Source organism: Anaerocolumna sp. AGMB13025, assembly GCF_029689925.1.
GTDB lineage: Bacteria > Bacillota > Clostridia > Lachnospirales > Lachnospiraceae > Anaerocolumna.
Genome location: NZ_CP121445.1, coordinates 1974677 through 1997301, shown reverse-complemented (window position 1 = coordinate 1997301; position 22625 = coordinate 1974677). Strand labels below are relative to the sequence as shown.

Below are 22625 nucleotides of genomic sequence, written 5' to 3'. Positions count from 1 at the left end.
ATATTCTACTCTTATTCAATTTAAGTTTCTACATTTATGTAAAACATTTAATTATGAGTCATTTTACTAGCAAGCAGGTTATCTTCCTGCTTCATCCTTTCTTTTGTATAATTAAGATCATTAATGATATCTTTCAGCATAATAGCAATCGTTCCGGCAAATGATGACATGGATTCATAAGCATCAAGCAGTACGTCTTTTGGCTCTCCTTTACTTAACGGCATGTCAAATTTTACACTACTGCAAGTAACTGCCCTAACCTGCAGCTGCTGCAATTTAGTAATTTCTTCCTCTATTTTATTAAAGTCAATTTTTATCTCTTCAAGGACTTTCATCGGTACCTCCTTTATAGATTCATTCTATCAGGTTCACAAACTATGTAGCTTATCTGGCTTTCGAATTTAATCATTCAATCCTTTGACTAATCTGTTTAATCATATAAATAAGCATCTGCTTCATCAATATCCACTAAAAATTTCTCAGTTTTATTCACTAAGAATGAAGAAATTTCATTAAACTCTTTCCCGTATGACATTAATTTATCTAACTTAGCAGTTAGTACATTATCAATAGCAATATCACATATACCTTCTTTTTTTAAATTCTGTATTATTGTTGAATAGGTATTAAAGATTTCATTCAGTTCTTCCGACATATCTCTTATTCTTATAGCTCCACGCTCGAACTCCTCATCTGCAACAATTAAACTCATTGTTAATCTCCTTTCCTATAAAATCATTACCTTTATATCTTTTTGTTCCCTGCTTCCCTTCTCTTAGCCTCTCTCCGTTCAGATTCTCTTCGTTCGGCTTCTCTCCTCTCTTCTTCTCTGATTTCTTCTATTTTACTTCTATAAGATGAAATTAGTCTGTTCTCCTCATCGATAGCTTCTCGCAGCTCCCTGATAGCTTTGTCTGCTTCATTTTTTATCTCATAAAAATTGTCCAAAACCAAATTTTCATAATCTTTATCAATAGCATGCAAAATTTTACCATGAAGTTTCTGAACCATGGGATGTTTTACAGTATCCGATAAAGAGGTGTCAATGTGGTTTCGCCTCTGTACAGTCACCGTGGAAAAAATCTCCGACCCATTAGCAGTTTCTTTTTTAAATGCTTCCAAGCCTACGATCCGTTCTTTGTATTTCCGAATCCGTCCATTACATTCAGTAATTAAATTCTCATAATAACTTATACTGCTCATCGTTTTATCCTCTCGTTTCTTACAGTGATTACTGCTACCCTTCCTTTATCATACCAGTAGCACCTGCATTGTAGCACGAGAATTAACAAATTATTACATCAAGTAAATTATACCAAAACTATTTTAACAAGTAAATGTCTTCCAGGACTAGTATTTTATGGTGGTATGGTCTAATTTGAAATTCCCATGCCTAATGCACCTTGGTCTTTTACTCCTTTCTGCATAAAAGTTTAATATTTCGTTTCGCAAAGATTTTTATGTTGATTGTTTTACGTTCTTTTATGTTTACAGATATCACCTATAATATGATAGTTTATTTTTCTTTTGAGTTTAAAAAATTAATAATTTCAGATAAATAAAATAGAAAAAAGTTAAAATCTAAAAAAAAATGAAAAAATCTTCCTTAAAGAGGACTTTTTCATTTTTTTAATGTAATTTTTTGATGTAATTTATTGATGTAATTTATTGATGTAATTTTTTGATACTTATTTGATTTTTATACTTTTCCTTCTCTTGTCTTTTTACAATTTGCTGTTATCCTGTTAATATATTTCTTAATGTTAACATTATTTTAAGGTTACCACTGTTATTCTTCTAATAAATAATTATTTTCCTCATCTGCAGGTTCCAATGTTCTGATTTCATAGGATTTACACCCGGAGGCTATAAAGGGGTCTGCCTCTGCAATCTTCTTAGCCTCCTCTAAATCCTCTGCCAGAAAAACCACCATCCCTCCGGGATAATCCGTAAAAGGTCCACAAAGCACAAGTTTTCCCTGACTCTTTAAATTCTTTAAATGCTTTACATGACTCTTAATAAGTTCCTCATTAAGAGGTTTTTTATTCTCCATAAAATATACATACATAAATTATTACTCCTTTATAATATACAATTGATAAGCCATATTAAATATCTTATCTCATTTTTCACCTGACTGTTATTCCTTTTTAAACTGTTGTTTTTCTTCGTACATGAATTTATCTGCCTTATCTATCATCTGCTCCAAATTAGTATCCATACCTGAACAATAATAGAACAAGCCATGGCTCGCCATTATGTTATAGGTAAACTCTACCTGTTTATTTCTCTCATCAAACTCTTTCTTAATCCTGTCCCAGATCATTTCGGCCTGAGCTTCCTTCCTGCCTTTAAATATAATGATAAACTCATCACCGCCCATACGGAAAAATATATCTTCTTCCCCTAGTTTTTCCTTGATTATATTGCATAAGGTAAGTATATAACGGTCACCCTCATTGTGACCAAAGGTATCATTGACATATTTTAGATTATTAATATCCAGAAAACAAAGTACAAATTCCTGAAATTCTTCTTTTGCTTTTTCAATCAGCTCTTCCAGATATAAAAAACCCGTTCTTCTGTTTAAAATTCCTGTTAAGGAATCAATAGAAGCATAATGGGATAGTTCTTCCTCTGCTCTCCTGATATTGGTAATATCCATGATGCCCGTTAAGATGCACTTCTCGTCATGATAGTCAATTAATTCATAATTGGCTGTCACCCACATCCGCTTACCGTTAAAGTCATACTCTACAATCCGGTTAAAGGTACTGTTATGTTCCTCTAATTCTTCCTGCAGGACCTGTCTGCTGTTATGATCAACATAGCGGATAATACCGTTAAAACGATCCAGATTCTCTGCATTAATTCCCATCAGGCTGCAGGCTCTTTTATTTGCTTCGATTATCTTACCGTCCTTAAGTCTTGTTATAAAAACGGGATAAGGATTTACGTAAAAGAGCTTCTTAAAATTCTCTTCATTTTCTTTTAGTTTTTTCCGATACATAAACTCGGTCATCCTATGCCTGTAAAAGATAAACCCCAAAAGGGCAGCTGCACCAGAAAGTATTGTTGCGTTTATTACTTTTCCCAGCAGCAAGGTAACATCATGACATAGAATATTGATTCCAATCAGGAAAAATAAATGATTGACACCAAAAGCAAAAAGCATGAATAATGGTTTTAAGTTAAAAAGAACTGCTGCGATCAAAGAAAGTATAATATAGGTATAAATATTCCCGGTATATCTTTGACTATTAATTGATGAAAATGCCCCGAAAAAGATGTATAAAAACACATAGATCTTTGAAACCTTGCTTATTAGCCGGTAATCCGTATGCTCTTTCTTTCCCATCACCCTGCGGTAGAAAAAAAGAAAAGCCACAGAAACAGCTATACTTATACTATGTAACAGGATAAGCGTTATACTATATACCTCATCTGCACCATTATATACAATTAACAAATCCATACATGCCCAAAAAACGGACAGGAAAATATCAGCCAGAGAAATCAGCCGTATCCTGCTTAAAACCAGCATACTGTTATAGTTCTCAAACTCTTCTTGATCTGCACCGGAGTGACTTATCAACAATTTTAATCCTTCCCGCATCCATCCCATAGTATTATCCTTTGTATTGCAATTTTTGCTGGTGCTCAAATATAAGAAAAGCATTCCCAGTCTTGGGGAATGCTAAAAAACACCCTTTTATTATAGCATAGTTATTAGTAGTCAGGCAATATTATTTTACTTAATTTGGTGTTTCATTTCATGTTACTGTTATTATTCACACCACTGCTAAAAACAGCAGTGATGCGAACAATAACATGTTACTCACCGAAGCTTCTGATCATTACGAAAAAAATCCTTCCAGGGATCATTACCATTCATCCTACTTAGTGCTTCCTCCATACCAATTCCGTCGGGAGCTACCACGTCCAGTTCCTCCCAGGCGATAGGCATAGATACCCTGGCTCCTTTTCTGGCACGTAGGGAATACGGGGCAACACTGGTAGCACCTCTTCCATTCCGAATCCAGTCAATAAAAATCTTGTCGGTACGCTTTGCTTTTCTGACATTACTGGTATAGCGGTCCGGCCACTTTTTCTCCATTACTTCCGCTACCGACTTCGTAAAATCATGGACAGCCTCCCAGGAAGCAGCTGGCTTTAACGGTACGACAACATGGTATCCTTTGCCCCCGCTGGTCTTAAGATAGGAATCCAGGGACAGCTCGGCAAGGATACTTTTCATATCCCGTACCCCCTGGCGTACCTTACTAAGATCCATTCCTTCATCCGGATCCAAATCAAAGACCATCATGTCAGGCTTCTCAAGTTCCTCAACCTTACTTCCCCAGATATGAAACTCTAGAGTACCCATTTGTGCTTCTGAGATAAGCCCTAGTGTATCCTCAATATAAAAGTATTCTTCCGTTTCCCTGTCTTTCGTAACAGGAATTACGACGATGCCTTTGCTGCCCGGACCCGGATGCTTCTTAAAAAAACAGGTCTGTGCTATACCCTTGGGACAACGTACAATACTTAATACTCTGTGGCTTACGTAAGGGAGCATCCGTGCTGCAATTTTTTCGTAATATCGTATTACCTCTTCTTTTGTAACTACTGGATTATCATATAACACTTTATCCGGATTTGATATCTTTACTCCTTGAATTATTATATCCTTAACCTTTGCATCCATTGACTTCCATACTTTCTCATCTGGTATCTCTTTTTTGTCTATTGATTCTTCCTTTATTAATTTCCCGTCTGGTGCTTCTTCATCTGATGCTTCTTTATCTGTTACTTCTTCCTCTGCTAATTCTTCCTCTGTTACTTCTAACTCATCTAGCCCTTTATCCTTATATACTGTTTCAAACTTCACTTCTTTTGGTGCTTTATCTGTTCTTAAACCTTTATAGCTTGCCTGCCTTAACAGGTTTTCTTTTGTCCACTCTGCAAATTTAATTTCTGCCACCAGCTCCGGCTGGGTCCAGGTGATTTTTTCATTTGCTTTCGACTTGGGGACGGTCAAAAAGGGAGACTCGCTCCTTTTTATATTCTCGAATTTTTTCACAAGGTCTTTCTCGTCACGTTCGCTTAGACCAGTTCCGGCACGCCCAGTGTATATTAATTCATCCCCTTCATAGACTCCAAGTAAAAGAGAACTGACTCCAATGGTTTTCTTATCAGACAGGGTAAAGCCTCCAATGACAAACTCCTGTCTTTTATCACACTTAAGTTTTATCCAGTCACCATTTCTGGTACCGCTGTAGATGGAATCCGCTTTCTTCCCTACTATGCCTTCCATATCTGCTTCACAGGCTGCCGCAAAACTTTCCTTGCCGCTTCCACGGATATGCCGGCTGTAATACAGATTTTTTGGAGCATCCTTCATCAAAGCCTCCAGGGTTTCTTTCCTGTTAAGAAGACTTTGCTCTCTGATATCCACACCGTCTAAGGCAAGGAGATCAAAGATAATATAAGTTAGATTCTTACCCTTGGGATTTTTTATATAGCTTTGCAGAGCCTGAAAATCGGTTTTTCCAGTCAGATCCGTAATTGTCATTTCACCGTCTAAAATCATCGCCCTCCCTTTTGCAAAATCTATGAGAGAATAGGCAATATCCGAAAAACGCCTGGTATAATCCTTGCCGTTTCTGGTTATCAGTCTGGCCTGATTGCCTTCAATAAAACTAAGTATCCGGTAACCGTCGTATTTTAACTCATAGAGCCAGTCATCGCCATATGGTACTTCATTCACTAATTTAGCAAGCTGTACGACAGCATTTTGAAAAGGGTTTTTCGTGATCTTTTCCTCTTCCCCTTCTTCAATTTCCTTCATCGTCCGTCCGGTACGTATACTGGTCGTAAATTCAGAAATACCGTCTGAGGTTTGTACATACTCATCTTTTTCTTTTAATAAAAGCCAGTTATCCTGTGTTTCACCCTCTTTTGCTTTTAACCGGACCAATGCCCACTTCCCCTTAAGTCTTCTTCCCTTTAAGACAAACTTAAGCATACCTGTGCTTAGTCCCGCCGTAACATCACCAAGAGGTTCCCAGAATCCCTCATCCCAGAGCATGACCACACCGCCGCCATATTCCCCTTTGGGAATCGTTCCTTCAAAGTTCCTGTATTCCAGTGGATGCTCCTCTACATGTACTGCAAGCCGCTTATCACGGGTATCATAGGAGGGACCTTTTGGTACTGCCCAGCTAAGTAATACTCCCTCCCATTCCAGCCGGAAATCATAATGGTCTCTCCGTGCCAAATGGTGCTGAACCACAAACTTAAGCCCCTCTTCCCCGCTATCTGTCATGCCTTCCGGTTCCAGGGTTCTGTCAAAGTTTCTTTTCTCGTTGTATTTATTGAGCTTATCCGTCATACCCTACGCCGGTTCTTTCTCTTTTTTAGCCTTTTCTACACTGGCTCTTAGCGCTTCCATGAGGTCAATCACTTTGCCGTCATTTTCTGATTCTGGAGCAACTACTTCCTTGCCGGATATTTTAGTCTCAATTAGTGCCCTGAGCTTACTCTGATACTCGTCTTTATACTTGGCCGGATCAAAGGGCGTGTCCATGGAGTTAATCAGCATTTTAGCCATGTTAAGCTCCTGCTCGGCAACTTCGGGTTTCGTATACTGTTTTTGCAGTTCTTTTATATCCTCCGCATAGAACATGGTGGAAATCAGGATACCCTCTTCTCTGGGAATAATGGCCATCAGCGTATCCTTTGTCCCCATAACTGTCTTGCCTATGGCTATCTTCTGCTCTCCCATCAGCGCAGATCGAAGCAGTTCAAAAGCCTTCTCACCTCCAGCTTCAGGAGCAGCCTGATAGGTTTTGTCATAGTAAACGGGGGAAATTTGATTTAACTGGGCAAAATGCAGGATTTGAATGGATTTTTCTTTTTCCGTCTTGATTTTTTCAATTTCACTGTCTGTAATGACCACATATTTGTCGTCATCATACTCATAACCTTTTACAATATCTTCAGTTTTAATCTCCTTGCCGCAGTGAGCACAGGTCTTTTTGTATCGGATCCGGCTATTGTCTTCTTTATGCAGTTGATTAAAATGAATATCATTGTCCTGAGTGGCTACGTACATTGCGATTGGAATCGCCACCATGCCAAACGTTATGACCGATTTACGCGATATCATATAGAAACACCTCCGGGATTATTGTTTCCATATATAAAAATAAGTATGCGGTGTTTATCGAAATGTTCAAATTGTCAAAGTATAAGTGTTTATCCTGGCACCATACACCGCCCACGATACTGGTTAAACAAGGTATATAGGAATATATATAACAACCTGAAACTGATCTTCTTCAATGTAACACTCCATTTCCCCGGAGTGCAAGGCTATAATCTCCCGACAGGTATTGATACCGACTCCATGACTTTCTATATTCCTATTATTCAGAATATAGTTGATACCCTTAATTTTAATCCTATTATTTTCCAGCACAGCCGAATACGTAATCGGCTTGGTTTTTAAGGCATATTTTAGTAAATTGCCCTCCATATTATTAAATACCCTTTGAATTTGCATTACATCTATCTTAAGGAAAAATTCTTCTTGAATATTCTGCTCGGTTCTAATCTCGTAACCCTTGTCTTTTAAGGCTTCTTCCAGACTCCGAAACAGATATGCCATAAATTCATTGCCGGTTACTATTTCGTAATTCAGCACATACTCCGTACTCTGATTGATAAAATGATTAAACAGATTATCCGTCAGATCTTTAATGATGTAAGACTTTTCTTTTATTTTAGAAAGATAACGTTCCATTTCTGTCGTGTCGGAATATTTCTTTTCCATAATCAAATCGATATAGCTGTTTACCGAAGTTAAGGGTGTCCGAATATCATGGGAGATAGAAGTTACCAAATCATAATTCTTTTGCCGTAGGGTACCTTCTTTTTCTTTCTGATACTCAAGTTCCTTGCTCATGCGGTTGATGCTGTCTGCCAAATCTGCTATTTCATCTTTACGGTTAGTATGAATTAAAAATGACATCTCACCATTCTCCAGAATATGAATTCCTTTTTCAATGATAAGAATATCTTTAACAATTAACTTAAATTCATGCAGGATTGCAAAGCAAAATAATAATACACATACCGCACCAATACAAAAATCCATCCGCTGTTCAATACGTTGTTTATATAAAATCCCAATGTATAAAGCAGCTGTCCCATCAGAAAAATTAATCTGATTTGAGGCATTTCTGGTGGTTTCATAATATACCGTGGAAACCTTAGGTATATATTTTGACATATAATCCATGGTTTCATAAATTACCTTATTATTATCCACCAGTCTGATATACATCAGCTTTTGTTTTTTATCCCACTCTCTGATAGAAGAAGTATCCTCCATGGAAATCTTGTTTTCCGTGATATAATTCTGAAAATCTTCTGCTGCTTCACTGATCTGATTCATATATTTATCAATGTCTATCCGCATATGATCCATATATATAATTGCAAAGTTCATTAATATCAGATAAAAGCCAATACATATGATTCCTATTATTATTACCTTCACAAACAGCAAAAAGCCCAGTTTAGACGGTTTTATCCGATTCCTCCACATAATATCCTCTTCCCCACATGCTTTTAATAATCTCCGGATTCTTAGGGTCATTTTCAATTTTTTTCCGTAAATTACTTATGTGTACCACAATAATATTATTCTCCAGATAAGAATAATCCTGATTCCATACTGACTCGTAAAGGTTCTGTGCACTGAACACTTTTTTAGGATATCTTGCCATTAATTCAAATATATCATATTCAATGGGTGTCAGAGTAATGGGCTGATCGTTTAAGGAAACTGTTTTGGTACTGGTATTAATGGTAACCGCTCCCTTTTTATAAATACCATTCTCTTCTCTTTTCACCGGCTGGTACTGATAACAGCGCCTTAACAAGGCCTTTACCCGGTAAATCAGCTCTGCATTGGAAAATGGTTTTGAAAGATAATCATCTCCGCCAGCAGAAAACCCAACCGCTTTGTCGGATACCTGGGACTTTGCAGTTAAAAACAAAACCGGTGCCATTGACTTTTCACGGATTTCTTTACAGGCTAAAAAACCATTCTTTTCAGGCATGGCTACGTCCAAAATAATCAAATCCACCGAAGCATCGGCAGCATCTACTGCTTCTATACCATTCGCAGCCATAACTACTTCAAAGCCTTCTGCCTTAAACAAAATCTCTAATATCTCCCGTATATCCTCGTCGTCATCTGCAACCAGGATTTTAATTTTATTGTCCACCATTACGTATCACCTCTTTTAATATTACCGTGTGTCCTTACGTGTATAATAACGGAAATGAAAAAACTGACCAGCAGCGGCAGGTAAAAACTGATTACTCTGCTTAAAACCATTGCCAAAGTTATTACTTTGTCTGAAAAAAACATTCCAAAGGCATATAAGAATCCGCCTTCCGCTGCTCCGACCGATCCTGGCAGGGGTACGGTAGAAACAGCTATGGTCAATAAGGATTGTGCCGTTATCATATCCTCTGGTTTGTAATCTCCATACCCCAGGCTTTTGTATACCATATAGGGCACCAGACATAAGGCTATTAACTGAAAGAAGGTCACAACTAATACCTTTCCAAATAGTACAGGATGTTTCTTTAAAATCAGTGCCTTTTCATGATAAGCAGTGATACCCTGATTAAGTCGTTCTTTCCATTTATCCGGGTCTTTCAGTAGCTTAACCCGTAACCCTATTTTAACACATAGATCAATAATAAAAGAAACTGTTTTTTTTGAAAACATAAGTAGAAATAAAACCAAAACAAATCCCAGATTTGTAATTGTACCAAATATCAACAGGTACTTTAATTTTCCTGCTATTACCATAGCAACTTTATAATCAAAAACAGCCATAATACCACCAATTAAAATCATGGCTATCTGATATACCAATACAACAAAAAATATGGTTAAAGACGAATCTGACACCGATAAATTGTCTTTTTTCATATAATAAATCTGTGCCGGCTGTCCTCCGCTGGAGGAGGGTGTAATGGAACTGAAATAAAAGCCAATAAAGGAATAGTCCAGGCATCTTTTAAACGCTACTGACTGGTTTAGTTCCTTCATAATCAATTTTATATTCACACCTTCACAGAATATAAAAAACATAATAAGAAAGAATCCTGCCAATAACCAGTAAGGATTACATTGTTTTAAGTAGTAGATCAAATCCTTAAGGGAATAATCTTTCAGAAATATATATACTGTAATTAGCATCGCAAGAATAAGCAGACCAACGGCTTTTAACTGGCTTTTTATTCCTACAATACTATTATCTTCGTTTTCCTTTATTGCATTCTTATTCGCCGTATTTCCCTTAGTATCTTTATTCATGTTAAGTTAATTCCTCCAGGGTCACAAATTCATAACCTTCTTTCCTTAACTTCGGAATTACGAGCCTTAATCCTTCAATCGTATTACGTGGAGCCCCTTTCGCCCCTCCGCTTTTTTCTCCTGCGTCATGCAGGCATATGACAGCTCCGTCAAACACCCGCTTTTCTATTTTATCTGCAATCATAACCGGTGTACTGCTGCCCTTCCAGTCTTCTGCCATAACATCCCATAATACCATTTTTAACTGATATTGCCTTAAAAACTTACCTGTAAATAGATTCCTTACCCCCCAGGGCGGACGATAATAGAGAATTCTGCCGCCGAAGCGTTCTAAGATTCTCATGCTTTCTAAAAAGTCCCTCTTCATATAATGATAGCCGCAAAGATAAGCATGCCTGTGCTCTAGGGAATGTAAACCAACCGTATGACCTTCTTCTTTCATTCGTTTTATAAGTTCCGGACATTGTAATGCATTATTTGCAACTACAAAAAAAGCTGCCCTTATTTGTTCTTGCTTTAATAAATCCAGCAGTTCTCCCGTATATCTGTTATCCGGTCCATCATCAAAGGTTAAAATTAACTTTTTCATGCAAAATAATTTCCTTTCCGGAAGCATAATATTCTGTCAGCGGCGTTCTACCAAATTGACAGGTCGTTTCTTTTAAAAACCTTATAACTATACCGTCCAGTTTATTTTCTGCAAATTTGTTTTTTAACTTCTTCATATTATCCTTATAGATACGAAGTTGATTCCCATCTAAGAGCAGCCTCTCGATATCTATAAGGCATTCACTTGTATTACCTTCAATTACTGTACCAATCTGCACCTCATGAATGAACTCGGCATTATATAACTCCTGCTGGAGAACTGGATTTAAGGCTATAATAGGAACTTCCGCATTGATTGCTTCAAATGTGGTAATACCCCCTGGTTTCGATACAATCATATCCGCTTCCCTCATGTACTCATAAACATTATGCACAAAGCCCACCGCCTTAAGATTGTCATATCGTCCGGATAGTTTACCGTATAATTCTGTATTCTGTCCGGTTATGACCGTTACCTTGGTATTGGTTAATTGACTTAAGTTATCGTAAAACTCTGTATTGCCTGGAAGCATACCGAGTCCGCCGCCCATCACCAATATATTTCTACTCTTCGGTTCACAGACATCAGTTTTATTCAAAGGTACATTGTCAAATAAGGGGTTAACTGGAATTCCTGTTATGTAGATTTGTTTTAGAGGTACACCTTTACTTACAAGTTTTTCTTTCACAATACCGGAACCGACAAAATACAGATCTGTTTTGCGGCTGATCCATTCGGAATGTCCTGTTATGTCTGTAACACAGGTTATCAGAGGCAGGTTGCTCTGCATTTTTTCTTTATACCAGGATACCACCTGGGAACAGACCGGTAAAGTCGAAATTATAATATCAGGCTGCTTTTCCATTAAGAATTTTGTAAATTGTTTCATAAAATAGTGATACAGTTCCGGCTTACGGTTTGTCCTTTTGTTCTCTAACCATTTATATCTTTGGTTATATAATTTACTTACATTATTTACTGCAAAGCCAAAAAGCCGGTATAACTGACCGGCATATTTAGGTGTTGCATATTCAAGCCAGTCTATTATTTCAATTTCTGCTGCCACTGGGCTGTTGTCAAGAATTTTTTTTATCGCCTGGGCTGCCATAAAATGTCCCATGCCAAACCTTCCGGTCATAATAATTATTTTCATACCCCTACTGCCTCTCTTCTAATATTTCTCTTATATTAAGTATGTAGGAGGAATATTTAGATTTTCCCTTCACAAATATTAAGAATTATTAAGAAGAGTAATTAAGGCAGTAATGAGTGTCTGAAAAAGTATGAAAAGATATTTCTTGTTAACTTTTGGATTTAAGCTTTTTACAATGACTTATTTACTTGTAACTGGACCTATTTACTCATCATAGGCAGAAAGTGCAATAGGTAACGCATTCACCACACAGTTACCGACAGCAGGAAGTCCCACTAAGATTGCACCGATCACTTCCTCTCTTGTAGCTCCGTGTGATTTAGCCATTTGGGTATGAAAGGGTACTCCGCTCTCAAGCCGCAGGGCTGAGAGTACTGCTAAATATGCGAGTTCTTTTGTCTTCGTATCAAGCTTATTCACAGTATCTAATTTTTGTACAGCCTCCATCCATATTTTTTGGTATTCCGGTGTTTCCGATGCAAATGTTTCAAATGCCTTGCTGACCTTCATTTTTTATATCTCCTTTGCGGTTTTTTAATTGAGTTCATACTCACTGAGTACTTACTCATTTTATTCTTCAATCACTTATTTGTCAATATTAATAATTAATGTAAGACTAAAATCCCATAATCAACAAAAAACTATGCAGACTAAAATCCGCAATGGGTAATTTAGTCTGCATAGTTCTCATCTGCATAGTTCTCTTCTGCATAGTTCTCTGCAAAACATGTACACGCAGCACGATTTGATTATTTTACTTCATGACCACTTCACGCTACCGGAACTAATAAATATTAGTTAAAATAGTAATTAATAATATACTGTCTGCGTTTCATATCCTCACAGGCTTTTATTGCTTCTGTTTTGTTTTTAAAGTCCATAGTAACCAGATAATATTTACCCTTGCCCGTAACCAAAACATTGGCACTGTCATAGTCCTGCTTAAATATTTGTGCAACACTATGGGCATATTCTTTACTGCCGATTAGCCCAAGACGGATATGGCTTTTATATACTTCTTCTTTGCGGGTAATTTTTAAAGTATAAACTTTAGATAAACTTCCATTCCCTGCAGTTACTTTAAGATATACGGTGTTAACGCCTGGTTTTAAGTTAACCTTATTCTCTTTTATTACTCTTTTTAAGGCTTTATCACTATATATTTTAAACGAGGCTTTAGAACTTACCTTCGCTTTTACAATAACAAAAGTCTTATCACTGGTAACTTCCGCTATAATACTGGTATCCTTTATTACTGTTTTCTTAGGTACCATAACTTTGATCAGTTCAGCTTTTAAGGCTTTGTTTTCTTTAGCCGGGGTCTTTTGAAAGGCATCTGTTTTTACCACAGTAAATGTACTGAATTTTGTAATACGAAAGCGTATTCCATATACACCCTCTTTATATTCAACGAGTTTACCCTGTACCAGTTCTCTCTCTCCGTCGGAATGTTCAATATATACTGCTAACTGCTTCATAAAAGCAGCTTTCTTTGCTGCACCATCAGGAATCTCAATTCCTGCTAGCGGAAGAGTAATATCAATCTTGGCAGAAGGCATGTTTGTTTCAATGGTCACAGGATTTCCTATCATTGATACGACTGCATTATTATTACCGCTTAATTTTACAGCATCTATTTTGGCTTGTTTTATAACATGTTGTTTGTCAATGTCTTTCTTCACTGGCACTAGACGGAAATACAGGTCATCCTCCAGTTTCTGGCTGGCAGCTTTCACACTTTCTTTTGGCAGACTGATTTTTGCTTCTTCTGTATCCATCTGAAGGTTGATTCCGCCCTTAAACAGGGTTTTTAAAGAATCCTGCGAAATACTTATTGTAGTATCTGCTACCTCATCCATTTCATCCGGTATAACAATTCTTGCTGTATCTTTTCCCTCTGCTTTTAATTTCTTAACGGTCTCCATAGCTTTGTCATTTTGATAAGTTACCTTATCTGATTTCACTCCGTCTTTGCCCTTGGTTCTCTCAATTGTAATTTTAGAAGCAACGCTGTCTGTATCACCTTGTTTTACATCAACTGTAATCTGTTTGGTATCATCCTTAGTTGTTTCCTGGTTACTATCTGAATCGTCCGGATTATTAATAGGATTGCTGCCGGAGTTATTATCAGGATTGTTACCCGGGTTGCCTGGATTACCTGGGTTGTTACCCGGGTTGCTGTTCGTGTTTGTTTTCCACTTGGCATAGACTGTCATATTTTCATTTACAATTGTATCAGAAGTAAAGGCACTGCCTAAACCACCCTCTTTTGTATACCAGCCCTGAAAGGTATATCCTGCTTTTACCGGGTTAGCGGGCCAAAGACTACCAAGACTCTCTCCGGCTTTTACTAATGCTGTGATAGAATTTACCCCACCATAGTTAAAGATAACCGTATGGTTTTGAACCGGGGGAGTAATTATTAACTGTTGATTTACTGAGATACCAAGATCTGTATAGGTAATTATTACAACTGATGTTTCCGTGTTTAGTGTTCCTCCGTTTACCGGAAAAGTACTAATACCTTTCTCGGCAAATTCTGAGAAAGCTACATCTTCACTGCTGCCATCATTTTTATTAAGTGTTACCACAAGACCACTCAGATCAAGAGTTTCACCTTCCATATAAGTAGTTTTCACAGGTGCGGACTTTATACTTATAGAATCTACAATACCCCATCCATAAAATTCACTCTTAACAGGTGTTCCTGTAAGAGTACCGGTTAATGCCACTGGAGTGACTTCAAACCGTATATATTTTCCATAGTCGTCCTCAGTTAAGAGATAACTCGCTTCAACTGCATCTGGAATTGCAATTTCGTTAGTACCTTGGGCATCATCTGCTCTGTACCACTGAAATAAGCTTATTCCGCTCTCATCCCCCTCAGCATCCGCATACTCAAACGTACCCTCTAAAAATTCACCGGAGGAATTTGGCTCTATTCTTAACTGGGTTGCAGTGGGAGCTTCATTGGTACTCTCCTGAGCATCCTGAGCCGTGATGCTTTTTATTAATATACCAACATTAGCTCCAACCGAATCGCCTAAAGTAATGACAGCAGCATCAATTCCTTTAAAGGCATTGTTATCCGATACATCAAAAGCAGCATTCTCTCCGCCTTCATAAATAAGGGACTTCACCTGTTTGCTTAAAAATGCACCTTCAACCGGACTATTATTTTTATATCCGGTCAAAATGATGTCATTTGTTTCTGACAACAAATCTGCAATAGCTAATACAATAGAATTAAGATCGAATTTACTATTATCATTCTTAGTTATTACAAGTTTCGTAACCATAGGATTAAAATCGGGTCCAGGATTATAATCCAGCCAAGCCATAAGATAAGTACTAAAACTACCTCCGACAGCTTGATTGCTTATTGAGATAGTACAATCCTGTTCAAAACTGTTGGAGTACATTGTAAATTTATATCCATTCACATTATTTACAGTCAATCCATCAATAGCAGACTGCCTTTCCGTCAGGTCAACACCACCGTCTTCTCCGTAATTCTCAAAATCTGTATGCCCACTGCCAGTAAATCCTGCTTTAGCGGTGACAGCAGGAATTGTTATGAGTCCCGCGATTAATGTCAGGGACAGAAAAAAAACCATAAATTTCTTTAATAATGTTTTCATAAATCCTCCTTAAATTATTTTTTAATAGGATGTTTTTCCATATTGAAATATTAACAAATCAGATGTTGCAAATTTGTTACAAATATCGGTGATTTTGTCATATTAAAGGTTATTATAGAATTATTTGTATTTTCAGTTATTTGTTTTATTCTGAACCTATTGGTACTTATAAAGTTTTATTATTCTTTTTATTATAAATTCTTAGATAAAAATTACTATACGAAATACTCTATAATGAAAAAGCATGGTAATAAGTCTTCTTCCTGACTTATCCACCATGCTTTTATTTTTAAGATTCCTGTAATAATGTCTGATAAAGCCTTTTCAGCTTTTCTCCAGGCTCCATATCTAGATCTTTCTTAAGAAGTTTTTCATAATCCTCATAATATTTAACTGCCGTAGCTCTTCCATAACTGCCATGATATAAGGTTAACACCAGTTCCCTTATTTCCTCCTCATAAGGTTCAAACCTTACCAGCCATTCAATAATATTTAATATCCGAAGGGTATCTTGTTGTCCTCTTTTATAGTATTCCATTAATTTCTTTACAGCCATTTTGAAATACCTGTGATAAAGGGTTTTATACATTTCACACCATTCGCTGTCATAATCCTCTAAAAACATATCATTATATTTTAAAATAACCATTTCAAAATACATTAAATTATCCTCTGTAAGGATATAGTTTTTATCCGCTATATGCCTTAGAAGGAATGCATCCACTTCAATATCTTCGTTCACTTCCAGCTGATAACCGTTTCTTGCAGATTTAAGGGAAATCTGTATGTCTTTTTCCCGAAAGGTTTTATTTAATCTGCTTATAGTACTCCGCAGATTAATGCTGCCCTTATTTACATCTTTATCCGGCCAGATTTCATCAATTAACTTCCACTTAGAAATCTGAGCATCTTCTTTTTGTAATAACATAAAGCAAAAAAGTTCAGCCACTTTAACTGTCATGAAGCGAATGTTTTTATCTTCTTCATCGGTATATACTGAGGTTTTTCCAAACAATGTCACATGCACACGTTTTTTGTCGTTCCTGACACTTTCCTGATAAGGTGCTTTATCCCCTCTTCTTTTTACAATACGTTTTATAGACCGCTCAACCTGTACGGGAGTTACCGGTTTCAGCAGATAATCAATGGCATTTACATCAAAGGCCTCCAGAGCATATTGATTATGCCCGGTTATAAATACTACTTCACAATCCATATTAAGGGTATGAATTTTTTCAGCCAGCTTAAGACCGCTTATCTCCGGCATCTCGATATCCAAATAAAAAACATCCGCACTTTTTAATATCTCATTCTCCAATGCCTCTAAGGGATTTGTAAAGGCGTAAACCGTGAATCCTGCTTTTTCCAATAACCTGCTTATATGCTCTACTGCCAGCACTTCATCATCAATAACTATAGCCACCATGTACATACTTCCTTTTTTGTCGTTTACCCTTCTATTACCCTGATAGTAAGAAGTCCTCTGCTTATCATGATACAGGTATTCTTATCATGATACTAGTTCCCTTATCGATTTCACTTTGTATATACAGACTTTCTCCATATTCATTCATAAGCCTCTTATTAACATTTTTCAGTCCTATACTGCCCTGAGAGGTTTCTTGTAAGAGATTCCCCAGTTTTTCCTTCTCGATGCCGACACCATCATCCTTAATCTTGATTACAAGTTTACTCTCCTTTTTTTTCATGGATATAGCAACGGTCCCTCCTGTCATTCTGCCCATAATGCCATGCCTTATGGCGTTTTCTACGATAGGCTGGACTAAAAATGCCGGTATCTGGTACTTTAGAATGCTCTGGTCATAATCAAATAAAATCTTCAGACGCTCTCCAAACCGGGCTTTTTCCAATTCCAGATAGGACTTAATCAAAGAAATTTCCTTTTTGATCTCAATAAAGGAATGATGGGGATCAATCTCTAAGATACTGCGTAAATAGTGACTAAGTTCTCCCAAAAGATTGCCTGCCCGTTCCGGATCACTATAACATAAGGACACAATACTATTAAGAGAATTGTATAAAAAATGCTGCTTAATCTGTGATTGCAGGAACACCGTTTCTATTTTTACTGCCGACTGCAAAGCTTCCTGCATTTTTCTCAGGGTCTTTACCCGGTTAATTAATTCTTTTGCATGAAAGGGTTTAACCAGAAAGTCATTCGCACCTGCCATAAGTCCTGTTTCGATATCTTCTGTAGCATTCCTTACTGTTAGTAAAAGAATCGGCAGATCCAATAAGGTGTACAGCTCCCTTATCTGTCTGCATACTTCGTAACCGGAAATATCAGGCATAACCACGTCTACTAAGGCAAGACTGATATCCCTGTCTTTCTGTATTATTTCAAGGGCCTGCCTTCCATTATAAGCAATTACCGGTTCAAATTCCTCTTTACAGATATCAAATAACAGTTTCAGGGTGACCACATCATCATCTGCCAACAAAATCTTTGGTTTTTTATGACTCTTAAATTCAGCATCACCAGTCTTTGGTATTTTTAAAGAAAGTACATTCTCTTTCTCTGCTCTTGATTTAAACCCAGTCTTATTACCAGGTCTCCCGGTTTGTCTGTTCCTCCTGGCTTTTGGCATTCTTATAATAAAAGCGGATTCCTTCTCTCCTTTTGATTCCACGTAGATATCTCCACCCATATTGACTGCAAGAAGTTTTGATACATAGATTCCCATTTCCGCCGGAATATTGTCCCCGATTCCTTTTGCTGTAAGAGGGGTATATTCCTTGAATAGTTCCTGTTGAACCTTATCCTCCATCATTCTTCCGGTTTTCCATAAAGAGATACCTATATATCCGTCGAACTCCTGACCCTTGATTTTAACCGTACCCTCCTCTGAGCCTTTTAAGGAATATCCAATTAAGTTATGTATAATCTGTTCCAGCCTGTGTTCATCGGCAGTAATAAAGTAACGCCCTTTTGGTATCTCATTTTTTAATACTACCGTATCCCTGCTCATATATCTGACTGTTTCTAAAACCACATTTACCAGCCCATAGATATCAAAATCCCTCTTATTAAACTTTAGTTTATTATTTTTCAGGTTTTGATAATCCATAATATCATTAACTAAATCTGACATTTTAACGGTAATCCCTAATACATACAGCAGATTTTCTTTTTGACTTAGTAAAGAAGTATCGGCTTCATCGTTTAATATGCTCCGGGTAATATTGGTAATGGCATTCAGGGGTGATTTAAATTCATTGGAAGCATAGGCTAAAAAATCATCTTTTATTTTATCTGCTGCTATGAGATCTGCATTCATTATTTTTAGGGCTTTATACGCTTTCATGTACTGATCTGCAAACAGGTAACACAGCACAAGAAGCAAAAGTAAATAAATTATATTTGAGAGAAGAAAACTTTTTACAACAGAGTAATAATAAAGAAGGGATGAGATATATTCATTGATAAACTGCAAATCTAAAAACAGCAAGAATATAACCGTATTCTTACGAATTCCCCCATGGCGCTTTTTAACAATACAATATACCAGCCTTAGTGCCACTAACGAATAAGTCAGTAAATACACGACTGTTACCGCTTTTTCAAAAATCGCCATCCGGGCATAAGGTACCAAAAGCGTTACAGCCATACAGCAGCACATGATAATCACAATTAATTTTATTGATAAATCCGAGATAAGTTCCCTGCTCATATCCTGTATAAATAAACAAATAAAAATAATATTGACAGCCACAATTGCAGTTCTTATTTTAATATCAACTAAATATGGTACAAAATCCGTCATAAGCAATAAGACCTTTGCATTGGCTGTAGCAATGATATAAGCAAGACTAATATAAAAAAGAGACATGTACAACAGTTTTTTCTCATCTCTTTTTCTTAAGAAAATAACAAAACAATAAATACTAGTCAAGATAAGGAAGGAGGATATCATCACATCCATTAACATCTCTTTGTTATACTCCCAGTTAATATCCTTCTGGTTTCCCAAATAGATACTTTGGATAATTCCTCCGTTGTAATAATGGATATTGGCTGCCTGGATTACTAAATCAATAATGGCTGTATCTCCATCCCCTTTGGATAGGGGGAAAAATACGGTCATAGGAAGATTATTCGCAATATAACCGCTTTGCTCATCCGGTGCCGGATTACCGCAGGCTGCCACTTCCTTTCCGTTAACAAATATTTTATAGGATAAGCGGATATTTTTAATCCTAAGTCCTAAAATATCCAACTTCTGATTGACTTTAATCTTTAACCGGTAGGTACCTATTCCGTCATCCTTTTGGATCTCTTTTAATCCTCCATAGGACCATCTGCCGGGAACCAGTGCATAACTTGGCGGCACGTTATTATTATCCAGTTCCTGGGGTGTCAGCAGAGTGTTGGTATAAAGTTCCCAATAACCATCCAGTTTTACACTTCCCTCCTGATTAAAATCCCAGTTAGACAAATCAAGAAATCCCTTCTCCCCCTTCGGTGTGACTTTCTCTTTATGATTCATAAAGGTAATGGATATTGGTAACAGCAAGACTGTTATTATCAGCAGTAAAAGCAGCTTTTTATCTCGTAATGTGTTCAATGCGGCCACCTCATGTCTAGTACCTTGTTTTCATTAACTGAACTGATTACTTTCCTTAACTTCCAGATGCTGCATCCTAAAAGCCACGGTTTAGACCTACCAGTCCCAGTTATATGCAAAACAATGTGCTGGTCTTTTGCAAATTCTACCTAAATTTTATTATTTTATGTTAAGTCCTTGTATTCCGACTTTTATTGTATAATTTTATCACTATTTTGTAATTATTACAATATTTAAACCAACTTATCGTTATGTATACCAGTAAAACTTGTTAACTTTTGTTATCTGGTAAATCATACAATCAGCTTTCTTTAGGTTGTCATTGTAAAATCAATACAATCTGATTCATTCGGTCTCCATAGGTTTTCATCCCAATCTTCCAATACATCAGGATAAGCCGTAAATACTTCTTCCTTCTCTTCTTCCGGTAACGCAGCCACCCAATTAGATATTTCCGTTACCGAAGCATTTCTCCCTGCCTGTTCAAATAACTGAGTATGCATATCGTCATCCTCAAACCATATATATCCTTTGGCACGTATCAGTGTACCAGGGTAATTCTCCAGGAAATCCATGTAGCAAACAGTAAAAATGGGCTTTCTAAAAGTTTTTCTTTTAGAAAGCCCTAATAACAAACTATTTTCGGATAACAATTTCATTATAGTGTATCCACATCTTTTAAAAGCTTCTGAAACCATTCTAAATTTACCAAATGGTGAGCCAAGGAGTTTTCCAGCATTTTTTTAAAATAAACCGGAAGTTGTTGTTCGCTCTTTAGAGCATCCCTTAACAGTAGAATTTTTGCTTCTGTCTGTTCCATTTGAACTTGAATCAACTCTATCAGATTATCTCTTTTATATTCCTTTGAAAATAAAAGAGCTCCATAAAAAGATAAGTTAACATATTCTGTCTTTGTACCATACTGGTACATCAATTTCTGAAACTCGGTTATACCATGCTCCGTTATGACATAATGATGACTTTCCCGGTTTTGGTCTGCTTGACTCGTCTGCCTGATTAATTCCTTTTCTTCCAGTTGTGAAAGATTGTAATAAAAGGAGCCCTTAGTAAAATTAACGATATACTTATAATGTCTTTCTTCCATGCATGCCAGTAGTTCATATCCATTCGCTCCCGGATTTTGCATTAATAAGCCTAAAATCAGTAATGGAATCATATTGCCCCCCTACATCCCACTTAAAAATCCTTCAAAGGAAAGTCTGCCGAGTGCAAAGTCAACCTGCTTCATAAACATTAATTCTGTCTTTGTATGCTCTCTGGCATTCAGCCTGTTTAAAAACTCCTGCTCCTGACTTAAGGGAGATAAAATATGTGTCTTTTTATGAAAGGCTTCAAAATAACGCAGACCAAAATATCTCTGGGATATCGCATTCAGATGAATCCCATCCGGATTCGCCGTTAACCCCTTAGCGGTTACAAAATAACAATTTGCCTGTTCAAATGCATATTTTTGAATAAGCTCATTAATATGATTGTACTCGGTACACTGCTGCCCAAACCCTGATTTACCCAAAAAGTCTCCAAGACCTCCGAGGATAATAGGCACCTCCTGTGCGCCAAGGGCTGTTCTAAGAGCCTTTATAAGTATCAGTAATTTATCATAATACACTTTATAATTGCCGCCTGCACTATCACTTTCACCCTGATGCCATAATATACCTGTTAACGTGCTGTTTTGCATCGCGAATTTAGCCTCGCTTACGGCATGCCCAAACAATTCTCCCTCAACCGCCCAGTCGTCTAAGGAACTACCGCCTTCTGCACATGGTATTAAACCCACCGTATCTTCTGTATACTGAAAACACCAGGCATCTGCAAAAGAAGCCGCCAGACTTACACCGGAAACAGAGCGGTCAAAGTTTACCGGCTCTGCCATCATCTGCCACCTGCCATTACGCAGCATTTGAATTCGTTCGTTTATAATTGGAGGCACTTCCTGTAAGAAACCACGTCCCGCCATATTGGATTGCCCTATCATTAAAAAAGATTTTATCATCTTGTTCACCTTTCTATAACAAATTACCGGGATCAATAACTTGTTCTTTCTCTTTATTATATAGTCTAATTAGACTATTACATATAATATACTCTAATTAGACTATTTGTCAAATAAATTGTAAATTAATCATAAAATTATTGTTTTCCGGTATTACTTGTTTTTTACTTATTTTTACGAAGAATATATTTCAAGTAAATAAGTCAAATAAGATCACCAAATATTAACACTGAA

At 36.9% G+C, this 22625-nt stretch carries 19 protein-coding genes; all 19 read right to left on the bottom strand.

The window, feature by feature from the left end; translation table 11 throughout:
• Positions 1–47 precede the first annotated feature (47 nt).
• The 19 genes from QA584_RS08065 to QA584_RS07975 all read right to left on the bottom strand — a co-directional run bounded on the left by QA584_RS08065 (position 48) and on the right by QA584_RS07975 (position 22388).
• Positions 48–335 carry a hypothetical protein gene (locus QA584_RS08065; RefSeq protein WP_278274002.1) on the bottom strand — a complete coding sequence of 96 codons (288 nt, stop codon included), beginning with the start codon at positions 333–335 and terminating at the stop codon, positions 48–50.
• A gap of 95 nt (positions 336–430) precedes the next feature.
• A complete protein-coding gene (locus tag QA584_RS08060) occupies positions 431–712 on the bottom strand; it encodes a hypothetical protein (protein WP_278274001.1) in 282 nt (93 codons plus the stop codon).
• A gap of 32 nt (positions 713–744) precedes the next feature.
• Positions 745–1203, bottom strand: coding sequence for a hypothetical protein (locus QA584_RS08055; protein ID WP_278274000.1), 459 nt, complete (start codon positions 1201–1203; stop codon positions 745–747).
• 586 nt (positions 1204–1789) lie between these two features.
• Positions 1790–2068 (bottom strand): YciI family protein, encoded by a 279-nt coding sequence (locus QA584_RS08050; protein ID WP_278273999.1) that lies wholly within the window; start codon positions 2066–2068, stop codon positions 1790–1792.
• A 72-nt stretch (positions 2069–2140) separates the two neighbouring features.
• Complete coding sequence (locus tag QA584_RS08045; RefSeq protein ID WP_278273998.1) at positions 2141–3625, bottom strand: sensor domain-containing diguanylate cyclase; 1485 nt, start codon at positions 3623–3625, stop codon at positions 2141–2143.
• 213 nt (positions 3626–3838) lie between these two features.
• Positions 3839–6394: a DNA ligase D gene (ligD, locus tag QA584_RS08040; protein WP_278273997.1), complete on the bottom strand. Its 2556-nt coding sequence runs from the start codon at positions 6392–6394 to the stop codon at positions 3839–3841.
• 3 nt (positions 6395–6397) lie between these two features.
• Positions 6398–7171, bottom strand: a complete 774-nt coding sequence (gene ku, locus QA584_RS08035) for a non-homologous end joining protein Ku (protein ID WP_278273996.1) — start codon at positions 7169–7171, stop codon at positions 6398–6400.
• 123 nt (positions 7172–7294) lie between these two features.
• Positions 7295–8614 carry a HAMP domain-containing sensor histidine kinase gene (locus tag QA584_RS08030; protein WP_278273995.1) on the bottom strand — a complete coding sequence of 440 codons (1320 nt, stop codon included), beginning with the start codon at positions 8612–8614 and terminating at the stop codon, positions 7295–7297.
• On the bottom strand, positions 8586–9302 hold the full coding sequence (locus QA584_RS08025; protein WP_278273994.1) for a response regulator transcription factor: 717 nt from the start codon (positions 9300–9302) through the stop codon (positions 8586–8588). The genes QA584_RS08030 and QA584_RS08025 overlap by 29 nt, the downstream gene beginning before the upstream one ends.
• Positions 9302–10405, bottom strand: coding sequence for a lysylphosphatidylglycerol synthase transmembrane domain-containing protein (locus QA584_RS08020; protein WP_278273993.1), 1104 nt, complete (start codon positions 10403–10405; stop codon positions 9302–9304). The genes QA584_RS08025 and QA584_RS08020 overlap by 1 nt, the downstream gene beginning before the upstream one ends.
• A 1-nt stretch (position 10406) precedes the next feature.
• Entirely contained in the window at positions 10407–10994 is a 588-nt protein-coding gene (locus tag QA584_RS08015) for a polysaccharide deacetylase family protein (RefSeq protein ID WP_278273992.1), read from the bottom strand.
• A complete protein-coding gene (locus tag QA584_RS08010) occupies positions 10969–12147 on the bottom strand; it encodes an MGDG synthase family glycosyltransferase (RefSeq protein ID WP_278273991.1) in 1179 nt (392 codons plus the stop codon). Before QA584_RS08010 ends, QA584_RS08015 begins: the two co-directional genes overlap by 26 nt.
• Positions 12148–12351: 204 nt before the next feature.
• Entirely contained in the window at positions 12352–12657 is a 306-nt protein-coding gene (locus tag QA584_RS08005) for a carboxymuconolactone decarboxylase family protein (protein ID WP_278273990.1), read from the bottom strand.
• A 284-nt stretch (positions 12658–12941) separates the two neighbouring features.
• A complete protein-coding gene (locus tag QA584_RS08000) occupies positions 12942–15788 on the bottom strand; it encodes an InlB B-repeat-containing protein (RefSeq protein WP_278273989.1) in 2847 nt (948 codons plus the stop codon).
• A 289-nt stretch (positions 15789–16077) separates the two neighbouring features.
• Positions 16078–17214, bottom strand: a complete 1137-nt coding sequence (locus QA584_RS07995) for a response regulator (protein WP_278273988.1) — start codon at positions 17212–17214, stop codon at positions 16078–16080.
• Between the two features lie 64 nt (positions 17215–17278).
• Entirely contained in the window at positions 17279–20374 is a 3096-nt protein-coding gene (locus QA584_RS07990) for an ATP-binding protein (protein WP_278273987.1), read from the bottom strand.
• 311 nt (positions 20375–20685) lie between these two features.
• Positions 20686–21033, bottom strand: coding sequence for a GTP-binding protein (locus QA584_RS07985; protein ID WP_278273986.1), 348 nt, complete (start codon positions 21031–21033; stop codon positions 20686–20688).
• Positions 21033–21551, bottom strand: a complete 519-nt coding sequence (locus QA584_RS07980; protein ID WP_278273985.1) for a PadR family transcriptional regulator — start codon at positions 21549–21551, stop codon at positions 21033–21035. The genes QA584_RS07985 and QA584_RS07980 overlap by 1 nt, the downstream gene beginning before the upstream one ends.
• Before the next feature lie 9 nt (positions 21552–21560).
• Positions 21561–22388 (bottom strand): sialate O-acetylesterase, encoded by an 828-nt coding sequence (locus tag QA584_RS07975; RefSeq protein WP_442870354.1) that lies wholly within the window; start codon positions 22386–22388, stop codon positions 21561–21563.
• Positions 22389–22625 lie beyond the last annotated feature (237 nt).